Source organism: Clostridium sp., from assembly GCF_050717535.1.
Taxonomy (GTDB): Bacteria; Bacillota; Clostridia; order Clostridiales; family Clostridiaceae; genus Clostridium_AD.
Window position 1 is genome coordinate 33,131 of the sequence record NZ_JBOITM010000028.1, and the last position, 17,312, is coordinate 50,442.

Annotated in this window: 17 protein-coding genes; 10 read left to right on the top strand and 7 right to left on the bottom strand. The window is 30.5% G+C overall.

Features of this window, described 5'->3' with window-relative positions:
• Positions 1–77 precede the first annotated feature (77 nt).
• Positions 78–818 (top strand): segregation/condensation protein A, encoded by a 741-nt coding sequence (locus ACREVU_RS04985; protein WP_431550519.1) that lies wholly within the window; start codon positions 78–80, stop codon positions 816–818.
• A 1-nt stretch (position 819) separates the two neighbouring features.
• The gene (scpB, locus tag ACREVU_RS04990; RefSeq protein WP_431550520.1) at positions 820–1,461 is read left to right on the top strand and encodes an SMC-Scp complex subunit ScpB; all 642 of its coding nucleotides are present in this window, start codon (positions 820–822) and stop codon (positions 1,459–1,461) included.
• A 133-nt stretch (positions 1,462–1,594) separates the two neighbouring features.
• On the opposite strand, the gene ytfJ is transcribed toward scpB, so the two are convergent.
• Together ytfJ and ACREVU_RS05000 are read right to left on the bottom strand one after the other, a co-directional pair.
• Entirely contained in the window at positions 1,595–2,014 is a 420-nt protein-coding gene (gene ytfJ / locus ACREVU_RS04995; protein WP_431550521.1) for a GerW family sporulation protein, read from the bottom strand.
• Positions 2,007–2,597, bottom strand: coding sequence for a DUF2953 domain-containing protein (locus ACREVU_RS05000; protein WP_431550522.1), 591 nt, complete (start codon positions 2,595–2,597; stop codon positions 2,007–2,009). The genes ytfJ and ACREVU_RS05000 overlap by 8 nt, the downstream gene beginning before the upstream one ends.
• Positions 2,598–2,727: 130 nt before the next feature.
• Between ACREVU_RS05000 and ACREVU_RS05005 the strand changes: the two genes are divergently transcribed.
• A complete protein-coding gene (locus tag ACREVU_RS05005; RefSeq protein WP_431550523.1) occupies positions 2,728–3,858 on the top strand; it encodes a D-alanyl-D-alanine carboxypeptidase family protein in 1,131 nt (376 codons plus the stop codon).
• A gap of 243 nt (positions 3,859–4,101) precedes the next feature.
• Here ACREVU_RS05005 and ACREVU_RS05010 read toward each other — a convergent pair whose 3' ends face one another.
• Positions 4,102–5,694 (bottom strand): recombinase family protein, encoded by a 1,593-nt coding sequence (locus ACREVU_RS05010; RefSeq protein WP_431550524.1) that lies wholly within the window; start codon positions 5,692–5,694, stop codon positions 4,102–4,104.
• Positions 5,695–5,863: 169 nt separating this feature from the next.
• Here ACREVU_RS05010 and ACREVU_RS05015 point away from each other — a divergent pair, with 169 nt between their 5' ends.
• Together ACREVU_RS05015 and ACREVU_RS05020 are read left to right on the top strand one after the other, a co-directional pair.
• Positions 5,864–6,016, top strand: a complete 153-nt coding sequence (locus ACREVU_RS05015; RefSeq protein WP_431550525.1) for a hypothetical protein — start codon at positions 5,864–5,866, stop codon at positions 6,014–6,016.
• 247 nt (positions 6,017–6,263) lie between these two features.
• Positions 6,264–8,588 (top strand): ATP-dependent Clp protease ATP-binding subunit, encoded by a 2,325-nt coding sequence (locus tag ACREVU_RS05020; protein ID WP_431550526.1) that lies wholly within the window; start codon positions 6,264–6,266, stop codon positions 8,586–8,588.
• 55 nt (positions 8,589–8,643) lie between these two features.
• On the opposite strand, the gene ACREVU_RS05025 is transcribed toward ACREVU_RS05020, so the two are convergent.
• Positions 8,644–9,303, bottom strand: a complete 660-nt coding sequence (locus ACREVU_RS05025; protein WP_431550527.1) for a phosphatase PAP2 family protein — start codon at positions 9,301–9,303, stop codon at positions 8,644–8,646.
• 53 nt (positions 9,304–9,356) lie between these two features.
• Between ACREVU_RS05025 and ACREVU_RS05030 the strand changes: the two genes are divergently transcribed.
• From ACREVU_RS05030 to ACREVU_RS05050, 5 genes are all read left to right on the top strand, one after another.
• On the top strand, positions 9,357–10,397 hold the full coding sequence (locus ACREVU_RS05030; protein ID WP_431550528.1) for a sulfide/dihydroorotate dehydrogenase-like FAD/NAD-binding protein: 1,041 nt from the start codon (positions 9,357–9,359) through the stop codon (positions 10,395–10,397).
• Positions 10,394–11,671, top strand: coding sequence for an FAD-dependent oxidoreductase (locus tag ACREVU_RS05035; RefSeq protein ID WP_431550529.1), 1,278 nt, complete (start codon positions 10,394–10,396; stop codon positions 11,669–11,671). The genes ACREVU_RS05030 and ACREVU_RS05035 overlap by 4 nt, the downstream gene beginning before the upstream one ends.
• A 342-nt stretch (positions 11,672–12,013) precedes the next feature.
• Positions 12,014–13,114 (top strand): Gfo/Idh/MocA family protein, encoded by a 1,101-nt coding sequence (locus tag ACREVU_RS05040; protein ID WP_431550663.1) that lies wholly within the window; start codon positions 12,014–12,016, stop codon positions 13,112–13,114.
• Between the two features lie 22 nt (positions 13,115–13,136).
• A complete protein-coding gene (locus ACREVU_RS05045; protein WP_431550530.1) occupies positions 13,137–14,060 on the top strand; it encodes a sugar phosphate isomerase/epimerase family protein in 924 nt (307 codons plus the stop codon).
• A 145-nt stretch (positions 14,061–14,205) separates the two neighbouring features.
• The gene (locus ACREVU_RS05050) at positions 14,206–15,054 is read left to right on the top strand and encodes an AraC family transcriptional regulator (protein ID WP_431550531.1); all 849 of its coding nucleotides are present in this window, start codon (positions 14,206–14,208) and stop codon (positions 15,052–15,054) included.
• A gap of 44 nt (positions 15,055–15,098) precedes the next feature.
• Here ACREVU_RS05050 and ACREVU_RS05055 read toward each other — a convergent pair whose 3' ends face one another.
• The 3 genes from ACREVU_RS05055 to ACREVU_RS05065 form a co-directional block, all read right to left on the bottom strand.
• Positions 15,099–15,869 carry a YkgJ family cysteine cluster protein gene (locus tag ACREVU_RS05055; protein WP_431550532.1) on the bottom strand — a complete coding sequence of 257 codons (771 nt, stop codon included), beginning with the start codon at positions 15,867–15,869 and terminating at the stop codon, positions 15,099–15,101.
• Positions 15,870–16,156: 287 nt separating this feature from the next.
• On the bottom strand, positions 16,157–16,603 hold the full coding sequence (locus ACREVU_RS05060) for a MarR family winged helix-turn-helix transcriptional regulator (protein ID WP_431550533.1): 447 nt from the start codon (positions 16,601–16,603) through the stop codon (positions 16,157–16,159).
• A 117-nt stretch (positions 16,604–16,720) separates the two neighbouring features.
• Positions 16,721–17,266 (bottom strand): glutathione peroxidase, encoded by a 546-nt coding sequence (locus tag ACREVU_RS05065; protein ID WP_431550534.1) that lies wholly within the window; start codon positions 17,264–17,266, stop codon positions 16,721–16,723.
• Between the last annotated feature and the right edge of the window lie 46 nt (positions 17,267–17,312).

The following is a 17,312-nucleotide window of genomic DNA, read 5'->3' on the forward strand; positions in this document are numbered from 1 at the left end:
TAAAATAGCTTGATATAAAGAAATTAAAAAAATGTTTATTTCTTTATAATTAAATTTTTATTTAGGAGCGAGTGTACATGCCATTAACTATAAAAGTAACTAATTTTGAAGGCCCATTTGACTTGTTACTCCATCTTATTAAGAAAAATGAGATGGACATCTATGATATTAATATTTTTGAAATTACAAATCAGTATTTGGAGCATCTTAAAAGCATGAATGAAATGGACTTAGAGGTGACATCAGAATTCATTGTTATAGCTGCAACTTTAATTCAAATTAAATCTATAAGGTTGCTACCTAAAAATAAAGAGGAGAATAGTAGTGATGAAGAAAAAGATGTAGAAGCAGAATTATTAAGTAAGCTTATAGAATATAGGAAATATAAAGTTATAGCTGAAAAATTAAAGATGTTAGAACAGGATGCAGGCATAATGTTTAGTAAAAAACCTGAAATAATTGAAGAAGATAATAAAAATGCTAAAGAAATTGATTTTTTAAAAAATGTTACAATGCTTGATTTGTATAATTTATATAATAATTTAATGCAACAATATATAAATAAAATGAATGTAAATAATGTAATAAACAAAAATATATTAGTAGATGAATATAAAATAGAAGATAAAATGGAAGAATTGAGAGACGCACTTAATTTGTTTGGGAAAGTATATTTTTCAAAGCTTATTTATGGTTATTCATCAAAAATAGAAGTTATAGTTACTTTTTTAGCATTGCTTGAACTGATTAAGATTAGAAGCGTGAGAGTAATTCAAGAAAGTACCTTTAAAGATATATATTTAGAAAGGGTAGATTAATATGAGTGAATTTGATATAAGTGAATTTGATATAAGTGAATTTGATATAATACAAAAGGACATTGAAGAGGTTTCTACTAAAAAAATATATTTCTCTATTATTGAATCTTTGTTGTTTGTTACTGGAGATTCCTTAAAATTAAGTGTAATGGCAAATATATTAGAATGTAGCAATGATTTTACAGCAGAGTTATTAGACGAATTAAGAGCAAAATATGAAGAGGAGGATAGAGGAATTAAAATTATATCAACTAATGATGGATATCAATTTGTAACAAAATCCTGCAATAGCGAATATGTTCAAAAATTATTAAAGACCAATATTAGACAATCATTATCTCAGGCTTCTCTTGAAACACTAGCAATAATTGCATATAAACAACCTATAACAAGAGTGGAAATTGAGGAGATAAGAGGTGTTAAGAGTGATAGGGCAATCTATACCTTATCAGAAAAAAAACTTATTGAAGAAAGTGGACGAAAAAATGTTCCGGGAAGACCTATTATTTATGCTACTACAGATGAATTTCTTAAGCATTTTAATTTTTACAGCCTGGATGAAATGCCTTCTTTAGAAGAATTTAATAGTGCAAATTCACAGCAAGATTCAAAAGGGGGATTTGAAAGTATTGAAACTGTCTAATTATTTTTAAAAGAATTGTGCATAAAATAATGAAACCCCATTATGATAAAGTATCTTCAATGAAAACTTTATTTTAATGGGGTTTCATAAGCTTACTTAATAAATTTTAGTTAAGTTCTAATAGCTAAAATTATTATTCATCACACTTTTCTTCATCATCATATTCTTTAGGCTTATCATATTTATCTTTAAACATATTTTTAATAATATCTATAACCTGTGGAACGGTATCAACAATTCTATCATAGGTATTTTGTTGATCTACGGACAATAGTCTTATCGAATCGTTTTTAACAACTAAAAACGCAACGGGTTTAACAGTGACTCCAGCTCCAGAACCACCACCGAAAGGGTATTTATCCATTGAGCCGCTTTTAACACTATTGAATTCACTACCACCAGAAGCAAAACCAACGCATACCCTTGAAATAGGAATGATTGTAGTACCATCTAGTGATTCTATAGGATCTCCTACAATGGTATTTACATCTATCATATCTTTTATACTTTCCATGGTGGTCCTCATTAAATTTTCAATTGGATGATTATCCATGTACATTTCCTCCTCTGTATTTTTTAATGTTTGATTTTTTATGTAGCATTTTTATGTTTACAAGGCAAATTATCATAATAAATATTATATAAACATTTTTTGCCAAACTGGAATAAATTATACTCGAAATTTCCATATTTATATCGTGTTCTTCAAAATGAGGTATGACTTTGATGTCTATTTTTTTTACTTTAACAAAATTTTGTAGGAGTAAATATATAAAACTATAGACGCTATGAATAGAACCAAATAAAACAGCTACAAAAGCAGCATCATCAAATCCATACTCTAGTTTAGTATTTAGATTTAATGTGGGTTTGAATTTTAAGCTCATAAGTTTATAAATAAGTAGTTTTATATCATCGAATGAAAATGATTTTAAAAAAAATTCTTTTGTTTTAGCTTTTGTACCAGTTTTTGAACTATTTTTTAAACCTGCTTTTGAAAGACTTTTTATTTTTAATTTTTTCTTATATATAAAAATTTCCAAAATTTTGTTTGAGTATTTAAGAGTTATTTTTATTGGGATTGGAAATAATATAATTGCTAGTGCTAAAAGAAATACTGTGATAAATTTAAACATTTTAACCTCCAAGTATACCTAATAATTGTTATTATACCCAAAAACGAATAAAAAAATCAATAAATGTTTAATATCCATTATTTATAGCTAATTGTAAGTTGAAATTAAAAATTAAAAGAGGTGGGATCTTATGAGAAAAAAATTAAAAAAAATTATATCAATAACTTTGAGTATACTTTTTTTATTAACAGCAGGGCTTCAAAATGTTTATGCGGATAGTTTAAATGTTAATGCTATAAGTGCCATAGCATTAGATTGTGATTCGAAAATTGTTTTATATGAAAAAAATGCATATACACCCACTGAAATTGCTAGTACAACAAAGATAATAACTGCTCTAGTAGCAATAAAATCTGGAGATCTAAACAAAAAAATAATCGTATCCGAAAAGGCAGCCTCTATTCGCGGTTCAGAAGTAGGGTTAAGAAAAGGAGAAGAAATAACATTAAAAGAATTATTATACGGACTTATGTTAAGGTCTGGAAATGATGCAGCAATTGCCATTGCAGAAGGAATAAGTGGAAGTGTAGATGGGTTTTTAAAACTTATGAATGAGTATGCCTTAGAAATTGGATTGTTAAATAGCAACTTTGAGTCCCCTCATGGGTTAGATAGTGCAAATCACTATTCCACAGCATATGATTTAGCACTGGTTACTTCAAAGGCAAAAGAAATACCGATTTTTAATGATATTGTATCATCTAAAGATATCGATGCAAAAGATTATAATTTTACTAGGAGCTATCATAACATAAATAAGATTCTATGGACCCTACCAGGTGCAACAGGAGTAAAAACAGGATCTACTGGAAAGGCTGGTAAATGCCTTGTAACTTCTGTTAAAATTAAAGGCAGGGAGGTTATTATAGTTACTTTAAATTGCACTCCTCGGTGGACGGAGACAGAACGAATAAGTAAATATGTTGAAAAAAATTATGAGTATAAAAAACTAATTAATAAAAATGATATTTTAGAAAATATTAGTATAAAAAATGGAATTGAGGGTGTTCAAATAGTAAGCGGGAGAGATATTACAATTCCTGTAAAGAATGATGAAAGCATTGAGGTTAAAATAAAAAAGCCACTATATGAGGTTAATGCACCAGTAAACCTTGGAGACAAAATTGGAAGAGTAGAAATATATGCAAATAATAAACTATTGTTTACAGAAGCTCTAGTTGCTAAAAACTCAGTGAGAAAAGAAACCGCGTTTAAACAAAAGATTCATAAAATTGTTAATTATATTACTCATGACAAGTAAAAGAGCCAACAAAGACTCTTTTACTTATTGAAAAAGCTTTTAATTGAAGTTAAGGGTAACTTGTTTTTTTAAAAGGAGATGTATTAATATTATTTAACTTGTAACAATTTCTAGGTTTTGAAATATTTTAATAGTATAGTGCTTAGGAGGTTATATTGATGAGTTATGAACCCTACGATTGTATTGATGTAGGAAGTGAATTTTGTGCTTGATACACCAAACTGCGATAAGTGGGCTAGTGTTTTATTTAATTAAATTAATTTTTACTGTACCTTTAGAACCATCCCAATATATTGACTCTACAATATTATTAATGAGTAAGCGCTTACTATTGAAATCTAGTACATCCACCATTGATGAGAAGCTACTTATAAATGTAAGTGTATTTGTTGCATTCCACCTATTGTTTTGATATTTATAGGAATCAGATTTTAACTTAGAATATCTCATCTTTAGTTTTTCTAGGTCGTTTCCTAATTTGAAAATTTGAGGCCTTATATATTTGGAAATATCGGCCTCCAAAGATAATTGATTTACTAGAACATCTATTTGAGTTTGTTTTATCTTTATTTGCCCTGGTAAATTGTCTATTTCAAATTGCATATAATTATTCTTAAGCATTTTAGATTTGATTTTATTTAACTCTTCTAGTAGGATGATATTGTCAATAGTGATATTTTTTAAATTATCTATAACTTTGGTTTCTAGTTCATCTACACGGATATTAGGGTTATTGCATCTTTCCCCTCTTGAATAATCTTTAGTACTACAAACATAGTATTGAATTTTTTTATTGGTTTGTGCACTAATATGACCATGTTTAACAATCATACTTTTACCACAACTGGAGCATTTTAATATACCAGTGAGTAATGCAGCGGCAGAGGTTCCTAGCCTGGGTGCTTTGTTTTTATTATCGTCTAATATTTGCTGAATCTTAAGCCATAGGGTTGCATCAATAATTCCTTCATGAGAAGAAACTGCGGCTATCCATTCCGTTATATCTCGTTTAATTCTAGTACCTTTAGTTTTATTATAGGTTAGAATGCCATGTCTATCATCAACTTTTCCCATGACATTCATGCCCATAACTTCAAGATGCTTCATAACATCCTCATTGGCTCTAACATAAAGCGGATTTCTTAATAGAAGTTGAATTCTTTTTTTATTAAAGTCAGCCCCATTTTTTGTTTTAATATTATGTCTGAAAACATAAGTGAATACCTGGCTAATTGATTCGTACTGTAAGTATTTATTGTAAATGAATTTTACTACATCTAATTCCTCTTTTATAGGTGATAAGGTATACATGGTTTTTTCCTTAAGTTCACTATCAAAATAGGAGAGCTTTTTACTTTCATAACCTAAAGGGGTCTGGCCTCCGAGCCATCTTCCACTTTTAGCTAGCTCCAACATATTGTCTCTAACTCTTTCACCAATAGTTTCGCGCTCCAGTTGCGCGAAAACAGAGGCAATGTACATCATAGCACGACCCATAGGTGTTGAGGTATCAAATTGTTCATTAACACTTATAAAACTTATATGAAGACTGTCTAATTCATTTATAAGTGTAGAAAAATCAGAGATATTTCTACTAATTCTATCTAGTCTATAACAAATTAATACATCAAAGGAACTTTCTTTTGCATCAGTTAGCATCTTTTGGAATTGAGGTCTGTTAATATTTTTTCCTGAAAAACCTTCGTCCTCATATATTAAAAACTTATCAATTCCCAAATGTCTACATTCATGTTTGCATAGCTCAATCTGATTAATTATTGATTCACCTTTTGTTGTAATTTTTGATTTTCTGGAGTATATAGCGGCAATTTTCAATTTAATTACTCCTTAATATAATAGCTTTACAAAATAAAGATATGAGTTTTATAAAAATAATATTCCCAAGTGCTACTTTTGACTAAATATAATTTCATGCATATATTTTTGTAACCATGTGGGTAAAAATGCATACTATAATATAATAATTTATTTGGGGGGATTATAAATGAAGGTTATTTCTATAATTTTTTCAGAATTAAACAAAAGTGAAACAGAACTTTTGAATGAGAGATATACAAGGGTGGTTTTGAAAATAATAGCTTCAAAGCTTTCATTAGAAGCAGTAAATGAATTAATAGAAAAGCTTGCAATTATTTAGATAAGATACTAATAAATAAATATATAATCATGTTAAATGCACCTTATATTATTTTTTATCAAAATTATCATTATTTATTAAGAAGGAATATAACTACAATAGTAGAATTAAATATAAAAGGGAAGTTTTAACGGCAGAGGGTAGTTATACTTTATTAATAAAAAACAAACAATAAAAAATATAACGAACAAATTTTATTAAAAATGATATAATGTTTAATACAACATAAAATATGGAGATGATTTATATGAAATTATGTGATATATGTAAAAAAAATATAGCAATGATACTAACATCAAAAATTGAAAATGGAAAAACTGAAACTGTTGCACTATGTATAGAATGTGCTAAAAAAAGGGGCGTTCCAGTTATGGATCAATTGATGCAGCAAGCTGGAATATCTTCAGATGATATTGAAAACTTAAATCAGCAAATGGGTAATATTTTTAAAGATATGAATATAGAAGATATGAACCTAGAGGAAATTGATACTGCTGATGTTAATAATGAAAATGGCGATGGTAAAAAAATGATCGGTAATATTTTTAATGGCTTATTTTCTTCTGATGGCGAAAATAAAGATTTTATAGATGATGAAGTTGAGACTTCAGCAAAGAATCCACAAGCACCTGAAGAAAAATCGAGAAAGAATCCATTTAAAAAGAAACGAAAGCATTTAGATACATATGGTATAAACTTAACAAACAAAGCAAAGCAAAATGGTGTGGACAAAGTAGTTGGGAGAAATAAAGAAATTGATAGAGTAGTACAGATTTTAAATAGAAGGACTAAAAACAATCCCATCTTAATTGGGGAAGCCGGTGTAGGAAAAACAGCTATTGCAGAGGGATTGGCTGTAAGAATTGTAGAAAAACAAGTCCCGGAGAAATTATTTAATACGGAAGTTTATTTGCTAGATCTCACTGCAGTGGTTGCAGGTACGCAATTTAGAGGACAATTTGAAGGCCGTATGAAGTCTATTATTGAAGAAGCAAGGGATAGTGGAAATATAATATTAGTTATTGACGAGGTGCACAATATTATGGGCGCTGGTGAAGTTCAGGGTGGGGCCATGAATGCAGCGAATATTTTAAAACCAGCCTTGGCAAAGGGAGAAATACAGGTTATTGGAGTGACTACATTAGAAGAATATAGAAAATATATAGAAAAGGATGCAGCACTTGAAAGAAGATTTCAGCCAGTGCTAGTTGAAGAACCAAGTGTGGAAGAGACAATAGAAATCTTAAAAGGAATAAGGGGATACTATGAAGAATATCATAAAGTTAAAATATCTGATGAGATAATTGAAGAAGCTGTAAATCTATCTGAAAGATATATAACCGACAGATTTTTACCAGACAAAGCTATAGATGTTATTGATGAAGCTGGATCTCGTGCTAATTTAAAAAACAAAGGATTAGTTGAGCTTGTAGGATTAAAAGAACAATCAGAGAATATTCAAAATAACAAGGATAATGCAGAAGATTCTGGGAACTTCGAGAAGGCTGCAGAATATAGAATGAAGTTATGTAAAATAAAAGAAAATATTAGTGAAATAGAAAAAAAATGCAGTGAGGTTCAAATTACTCTAGAGGATATTGCTTTTGTAATTGAATCATGGACTAAAATTCCAATTCAAAAGATTACAGAAAAAGAAGCAAAAAAGCTATTAGATTTGGAGAATAGGCTGCACAAACGGGTTATAGGTCAAAATCAGGCTATTACAAGCTTATCTAGAGCTATTAGGCGTAATCGCTCAGGGTTTAAGAAAAAGAAAAAACCATCCTCCTTTATTTTTGTGGGACCAACGGGTGTTGGAAAAACAGAGCTAGTTAAAGCATTATCTTGTGAGCTTTTTGGAAGTGAAGAAGCACTAATTCGTATAGACATGTCTGAATACATGGAAAAACATACAGTTTCAAAGCTAATTGGTGCACCCCCAGGCTATGTAGGGTATGATCAAGCTGGTCAATTAACTGAAAAAGTGAGAAGAAAACCTTACTCAGTGATTCTTTTAGATGAGATAGAGAAAGCTCATCCGGATGTGTTTAATATGTTATTACAAATACTTGAAGATGGAAGGCTAACAGATAGCCAAGGTAGGACTGTCTTCTTTGACAACACTGTAATAATAATGACATCTAATGCTGGTACTCAGTTTAAAGCAGGTAGCATTGGTTTTGTCCAGGATAATTATGATATTTTAGAAGCCCGGGTTAAAGATGCATTAAAAGAAACCTTTAGGCCAGAATTTTTAAACAGAGTGGATGAAACTATTGTATTTACTCCTCTTAAAAAGCAAGAACTTCGCAAAATAGTAGATTTAATGATTAGTGAAGTAGTGGATGAGGTAAGTGAAAAGAAGATAACATTGAATGTTTCAGGCCAGGTAAGGGACTTTATATTGGAAAAAGGATACGACGAAAAATATGGTGCAAGGCCACTTAGGCGGACTATTCAAAAATATATTGAAGATGAAGTTGCTGAGCATTATCTTCAAAATGAATTTAGTGAAGGTTCAAATATAGCCATTGAATTAATAGAGGGTAAAATTGTTATAAGGCATATTTAAATAAAGTGCAAAAGCTGCTGAATAATTATTCAGCAGCTTTTGCACTTTAACTATATTATTGTTTGATTTTTTGGATAGAAAAATTAAAAGCTTTTTTAGCATTATAAAGTTTGTACTGCTGCTCCAAATAAGTAAGTCCATTATATATAACATCACATAAAAATACCCCGAAAAAGATATCCATTATCACGTGTTGTTTAACAAATTGAGTTGATATTATAATAAGAAAGCCTAGCACATTAAGTGAAATTTTAAGCGGCTTTTTAGCATTAGTAGTATTAATTCCCTTAATAGCTAAGTATGCAGTAATAACATGTATACTAGGAAAACAATTATAAGGTTTATCAGAATTATAGGTAAATAGAATTAGTTTTGAAAATATATCATTTCCTGTAACAATAGGCCTTGTAACTGTGGTTTGAAAAAAGTAAAAAGTTATAAATGCAACAACATAACATAATATTAAAGTAAGCATTATCTTATAATAAACTTTTCTATTTTGATAGCATAAATAAACGAAACAAAAGGCTAAGAAAAACCATAAGGTCATATAAGGTATTATGAAAATCTTTATAAGTGGTAAATATCTATCTAAATCAGTGGTTAAATCATAAACTCCTCTTTGAGTATTGTTTAGTGTCCAATAAAATAAATTGGAAAAAGGGATAGAACCAATAAGTAATAGCGGCAATAAATTTTTAAAAAGTTTCTTCAAGTAATCAATCCTCTCTTTAAACAATAGTTTAACGGAAAATCGGAATAGTTTCAATGATTTTGTTGAAAATTTTTAATGAATATTGTGTCATTACTATAAAAATTAAACAATTGCTTAAAGAAAATCGCAGTTTGGTGTCTCAACCATGCCCTTGCCATCTGGCAGAAACGGGAGACTGCATATTATGCTCACAGTTAGCAGGTAAAGACTTTTGTGACTGCTGTAACTGGAATGGTGTATGCATATATCAAGATTATGCTTCAAACAACTACAAAGCTAAAGAAAGTAGAAAATATTATAACTGCAAAATAATAAAAAAAAGTGTGTTCGAAGATAATGTCATTATATTTACGGTAGAGGTAAGCGATAAATTGGTAAGTGAACTAGTTCAGGCAGGAAGTTATATTTTTGTGAGAAGGCCAGATACAGACACAAGGTTTGATACACCTATATCCATAATGGATACTGATACGAGAAATAATACTATAACTATTGCTATAGAATTAAAAGGGTCTAAAACTAAAGCATTAGATGTGTTAAAGCTAGGGGAAGATATTCTTGTAAAAGCACCCTTTTGGAATGGTATTTTAGGGCTAAAAAACATAAATAATATGAAGGATAGTAAATGTTTAATTGTTGCAAGAGGTATAGGGCAGGCCCCTATGATACCACCACTTAAGCAATTGCATGCCAACAATAATGAAATTACAGTTGTGCTTGATAATTCTCCCTATAAAAATAGTTTTGTTAATGAATATTTAGATAGATATGCTTCGAAGGTTATATTGTGTAATACTATAAGCCGCGGCATAATCACAGATGAATTTAATGCTATATTAAATGATTTAATTGAAAATAATGATATTAAACTAGTGCATTGTGATGCTGCAGATGTTTTAAATTATGAATTAATGAAGGCAGTAGAAGATATAGATAAGGATGTTAAATATTCTTGTTGTAATAATGCGAAGATGTGTTGTGGGGAAGGAATATGCGGATGTTGTACAAGGAAAAATAACGATCGTAAATTAAGAAGGCTCTGCAAAATGCAGACAGAACCTAAATATGTATTGGAAGGGAGGAGAATATTTTGAAGGTTATTGTAATTGGTGGTGGATGGTCTGGATGTAGTGCGGCAATTATAGCAAAGAAAGCTGGTGCTACAGTTGTATTATATGAAAAAACAGATTTGCTTTTAGGGCTTGGAAATGTAGGTGGAATAATGAGAAATAATGGAAGATATACTGCGTCAGAAGAAATAATAGCATTAGGGGCAGGAGATCTAATACACTTAACTGATGAAAATAGCAGACATAAAAATATTGATTTTCCTGGACATAAGCATGCCTGGTTATACGATGTAAACAAAATTGAACCAGTAGTAGTGAATTATTTAAAAGCTATGGATATAGAAATAAATATGATAACAAGGGTAGTAGATGTTGAAAAAGAGGGCAATACAATAAAAGGAATATATCTATCGGATGGAAAATATGTTGAGGCGGATGTATTTATAGAAACTACTGGATCAACAGGACCAATGGGTAACTGCTTAAAATATGGAAATGGGTGTTCGATGTGTATTTTAAGATGTCCAGCTTATGGGCCAAGGGTAAGCATAAGCTATAGAGCGGGAATTGAAGATTTAAAAGGAGAGAGGCAAGAAGATGTATATGGAGCGGTTAGCGGTTCTTGCAAACTAGCTAAGGATTCACTATCTGATGATATTGTAAAACAATTGGACGAGACAGGAGTTGTTATTTTAAAGGTTCCAGAGGAGGATATAAATTTAGACAAACTTAAACTAAAGGTATGTCAGCAATATGCCCTTAAAGAGTTTGCAGAGAATATAATCTTACTCGATACAGGTCATGCAAAGCTTATGACTTCATATTATGCATTAGATAAATTAAGAAAAATTAAGGGACTAGAAAATGCAAAATATATAGATCCATATGCAGGAGGAAAGGGTAATTCTATTAGATATCTATCTGTAGCCCCAAGAAACGACAGTATGAAGGTTATAGGCCTCGATAACTTGTTTTGCGCAGGAGAAAAGGCTGGACTCTTTGTAGGTCACACAGAGGCGATTATAACAGGTGCTTTGGCAGGGCATAATGCAATAAGAAATTATTTAGGTATGCCTCTACTTATTCTACCAAGGTCGCTTGCCGTTGGAGACATAATAGCCTATGCAAACGAAAAGATGAACACAAAAGAAGGAAGAACTAATAGATATACTTTTGCAGGAGCAGAATATTTCAAGAGAATGCAAGAGCTAGGACTATATACTTTGGAAATAGATAAGATCGCTTTAAAAGTGGAAAAATTAAATTTATCTCACATATTTGATGAAAAGCTTATATAGAGCAAGAAATGGAAAGGCCGGCTTAAAGTGGGAGCAGGCTTTTTCTCATGTCCAAACCTCTATACTTGCAAGGTGATTCAAAATAATTAAGTTAGGAGCTATTAGTTATTTTTATAAAAAAAAGCAATATTTGAGAAGAACTCCGCAATTCATGGCGAGTAATAAAATTTATTTTATTGTAAAATAAGAATTGTAAACGTTAAATAGGAATTACTTAGGAAAACTAGTTTTCGAAAGGGGTTAATTGTAGAAGAGTAGATTCTTAATTATTATATTTTGAAAGGAAGTGAAAATCTAATTTCCAATTATAATCATGGTATAACTTGGAAATTAGTAAATATTATGGAGAATACGTGCAATGAGAAAAAGTTAAAAATTGGCATAATAGGTTGTGGTGGCATTGCAACTAACAAACATATGCCAAGTCTCGCTAAAATATCACAGGTGGAAATGGTAGCATTTTGTGACATTTTAATAGAAAAAGCAGAAGATGCTGCAAAAAAATTTGGAACAAAGGATGCAGCGGTTTATAAAGACTACAAGGAACTTTTGAAAGATAAGAGTATTGATGTAATTCATGTATGCACACCGAATAGATCTCATAGTAGCATCACTGTAGACGTATTAGAAGCTGGTAAACATGTAATGTGTGAAAAGCCAATGGCTAAAACATCGAAGGAAGCAAGAAGAATGTTAGAGGCCGCAAAGCAATCAGGTAAAAAACTTACTATAGGATATCAAAATCGCTTTAGAGGTGATTCAAGGTATCTTCATGAGATTTGTGAAAAGGGTGATTTAGGAGATATATATTTTGCAAAAGCACATGCTATAAGAAGACGTGCAGTTCCTACCTGGGGAGTTTTTCTTAATGAATTTGAGCAAGGTGGAGGACCACTAATAGATATAGGGACTCATGCACTTGATTTAACCTTGTGGATGTTAAATAATTATAAACCTAAATATGTAGTTGGAAATGTATATCATAAACTTAGCAGTAAAGAAAATGCAGCAAATGCTTGGGGACCTTGGGATCCTAAAAAATTTACTGTAGAGGATTCGGCTTTTGGATTTATTACAATGGAAAATGGGACAACTATTATTTTAGAATCAAGTTGGGCTTTAAATAGTCTTGATGTAGGCGAAGCTCAGACAACACTTTGTGGAACAGAAGGTGGAGCTGATATGAAAGATGGACTTCGGATAAATGGAGAAAATCTAAGTAGATTATATGATACCAAAGTAGATTTTAATTCTGGAGGGGTTGATTTCTATGAAGGAAGTTTAGAAAACCCAGCTGACCTAGAAGCAAGAATGTGGATTGATTGTATATTAAATGATAGTGAGCCTGTAGTAAAACCTGAACAGGCATTAGTAGTTACTGAAATTCTTGAAGCAATATATGCGTCTTCTAAAACAGGAAAACCTGTTTATTTAAATAATTAATAGTAAAAGGAAGGGTGTTAATATGTATATAGGACTTTTAACAGGATGCCTTGGTGGTATCCCACTTAAAGAAAAAGCAAAATGGGCAAGCGAGCATGGATTTAAGTCTTTAGAACTTGCGTGCTGGCCAAGAACTAATAACCGTGATTATTCAGGTAGTGAAATAGATGTAGCTAATTTTACAAAAGAGGAAGCAGAGGAAATTAAGGCATATTTTGATGAATATGGACTTACAATATCTTCAATTGCTTATTATGATAACAATTTAGACAGAGACCTTACTGTGAGAGCTAAAATAAACAATCACTTTAGAAAATGTGTTGACGCTGCAGTGCTTCTAGGGGTACCTTCAGTAGGAACATTTGTAGGAAGAAATATAGATAAGTCACTGGAAGAGAACTTTGATGAATTTGAAATAGTCTTCAGGGAATTGGTAAAGTATGCAGAGGATAGAGGTATTCAAGTAATAATAGAGAATTGTCCAATGATTGGTTGGCAGGTAGAAGGACAACCAGGAACTATTTCTTTTACTCCTGAACTTTGGAGAGAGATGTTTAAAAGAGTTCCTAACAAAAATTTTGGCTTAAATTATGATCCGTCTCATATGCATGCACTTCTCATGGATTATATTACTCCTGTGAAGGAATTTAAAGATAGAATATTCCATGTACATGCAAAGGATACAGAGGTTTTCAAGGAAAAATTAAAAACATATGGTGTATTTAATAAACAACTAAACATAAGCCCCGAGGATTTTGGATATTGGAGATATAGAATGCCGGGACTTGGTCAGATAGACTGGAAAAGTCTTTTTAAAGAATTAAGGGAAATAGGCTATGATGGAGCTATCAGTATTGAACATGAAGACCCTCTTTATGAAGGTAGTGCAGAAAAGGTAAAAGAAGGATTGCAAATTGGAATAGATTACCTTAAAAAATCAATATAATTATTTCCTACTAATATAGCAAGAAAAGAGTTAAAATAAAGCTGTAACAGGCAGAATATTAAAATAGACATACAATGTTAAAAAAACTGTATGTCTATTTTAATATGTAACGATGCTTGAATTAATGAAAATTTTGGAGGATATTATGCAGGGTAGCTTAGAAAAAACAGTATTGGAACAAGACTTCCCATTTAGATTATTTTTCAATGATGGGAATGCTAGTACACCTCATCACTTTCATGAGGATATTGAAATTATATATCTTGTGGAGGGAAATCTTAAAGTAGTGGTGAACAAGGATACCTATAACTTGATAGCTGGGGAGATACTTATTATAGGTTCTGGGGAAGTCCATTGTTTTTTTAAGCAAACAGAATTTAGCAAAAGAGCGGTTATACAATTTAGAATGTCCATATACGATAACTTTCTTTCGGGAAGCAAAGATAATAGAATTATAAAACCCATGTTCACGCGCTCCAAGCTTCTGACTGGTGGAAATAAAGTTCATGCACTACTTGAAAAGCAGATAGTGGAGATTATTGATGAGTATGGTAAAGCTAAGGAAGGCTACAAACTTGTTTTAAAGGCAAGACTCTACGACTTAGCAGTTATACTACTTAGATACATGCCTAAAGAGGTATATTCACCTGCGGATGAGAGGGGACAAGTGGAAAGGCTTAAGAAACTTGATAAGGTTTTTGCATATGTAGAGAAAAATCATCAAAATCATATAGGTCTTGATGAGATTTCGAAAGTAGCGGGCTTTAGTAAGTATCATTTCACTAGATTTTTTAAAGGAAATACTGGAATGACATTTTTGGACTATTTGAATAATTTTAGAATAACGAAATCCGAGTGGTATCTTATGTATGATACAAATTCTATTATAGAAGTTGCATATAAATCTGGTTTTAATAGTGTTAAAACCTTTAACCGGGTGTTTAAAAATTTAAAGGGTTGTGCACCTATGGAGTATAGAAAAACTATAAAATAGCGCTGATATTATAAGCACTATTTTTATTGAAATTATTATCTGTTTTAATGTTCTAAAAACCAAGATAAAACATGTTTGTATTGAAAAGTATCACCATAGGTTAACTTGTTTAGTTTTATTATGGAGTCTTTTACCGTTGTTAAGTAATTAGAATAATATTGATCAGTTTTATTTAGAGTATTTTTGCAAACTGTTGGTGAATTAAAAACTAAGTATTTTCTGCATATAAATGGTCTTACTTTATAGATTGCACAATTATTATTGTTGTCCAAAAAGGAACAACGAATATTAGAGGTGGAATATAATTTATAGTTTTCATCCATAAACCTACCGTTAATATGTACAAGTTGAGATAGTGTATCTTTGTTTTCATTGATTCTATTCTTAAACTCAGCAAGTTTACCTGCAGAATAATGTTCGCTCATATATTCTTTTATTAACTCATTTTCAAGCTGACTTGATAAGATTGGTAAATAGCAGCAATAATTACAACCCTGCTTACAAGAAGTTACTTTTTCTATAGGTTTTAAAGCAGTATCAAGTTTTTCATAAAGTCGTCTGAGTTTGCGTATAGCCTCTTCTTTAGATAATTTGAAATTTGAATTGTTAATTCTGGATTCAATAAAACTATCTAAATTCTTTACTGCAATAGTGATTTCAGTTTGATCGTAAATAATTTTACGTCCAGTATCAGGTAATATCATTGATTCATAAATGTGTTTCTTTTTCATACAACAGTCAGAAAAAATCTTTCCACTTCCACATATGCATAATTGATTTTTAGGAATTATTGTCACATTAGCATTGATTTGCATTTTAATTTCTTCCCCCTTGTGATAGAAACATTTAATTTAATAAAAGGTCAGCTTCATAGTGCATTTATTAAATGAGTGTAAAACCACTATCCCTTTGGGGTAGTTGGTAGTTGACTTCAATGTGCATTGATATTTGTATATAATCTTTACTTTTTCATTATATTATAATAAATATTTTTAAGCTACAACAAACGATAGATATATTGCAGCATTTTATAAAGAAGAATGAATTTTAAGTTTTACTCTAATTAGAAAAATTATCAATATATTAAACGCACTGCGGTCTTTTAATTGTTGTTATAGCTGGAAGTCAAACTTAACAATAGAGAATTAATGTTATCCTTCAAAAGCTTTGCGCTTTGAAGGGTAAGTCCTGTAGAGCAAAGAATTTTACTTGGTATTTCAATAGCCATTTTTTTTAATTCAATACCTTCCGGAGTTAATGTAATATATACATTTCTTTCATCTGCTGTATCCCTAGTTCTTTTTACTAAATTAATATTTTCTAATTTTTTAAGTAGTGGAGTCAAAGTGCCAGAATCAAGATGCAATTTTTTACCCATCTCTTTTACGGTAATATTATCTTTTTCCCATAGTACTAAAAGGGAAATATATTGAGTATAGGTTATGCCCAGTTTATCTAAGACAGGCTTATACAATTTTGTTATTTCACGGGAACAAGCATATAGAGCAAAGCACAATTGGTTATCTAATTTTAGGGACTCATCATTCACTTTTAATCACTTCCTTTTTTTATTTAATAAAAAAATATGAACATAAAACATTCAAAGAAATTATGTTTTATGTTCATACTATTAATGTTAAGTCAACAGGTAACTCTTAATAGGCTTTTAAAGTAAATTTTTAATAGATTCTTCAATTTCCATTGGTTCTGTACTTGATTCAAATCTTTCTATAACCTTTCCGTTTCTATCTATCAAGAATTTAGTGAAGTTCCATTTAATTGAATCGCCTAATAAATATTCAGGAAATTTTTCCTGTAAAAAGTCATGTAGATTTTTTGCACTTGGTTTGTTCATGTCTAAACCTTTAAATGGTTTTTGCTCTGTTAAATATTTGAATAATTGATGTGCATCATTCCCTCTAACATCAACTTTCTCAGAAAGTGGAAAAGTTACTCCAAAATTAATTTCACAAAATTTTTTAACTTCACCATTATTTTCAGGTTCTTGCTCTGCAAATTGGTTAGATGGGAAACCAATTATTTCTAAGCCGTCATTATTATATTTCTCATATAGCTTTTGTAAATCTTTATATTGAGGTGTGAAACCACATTTACTTGCAGTATTCACAATTAATATTACCTTGTCTTTGAATTGCTCCAGTGTTGCATCCTCTCCATCAATAGTTTTAAATTTGAAGTCATAAATTTTCATAATATAATAATCCTCCTCGTATTTTTCTCATTTTAATATTTTTGAT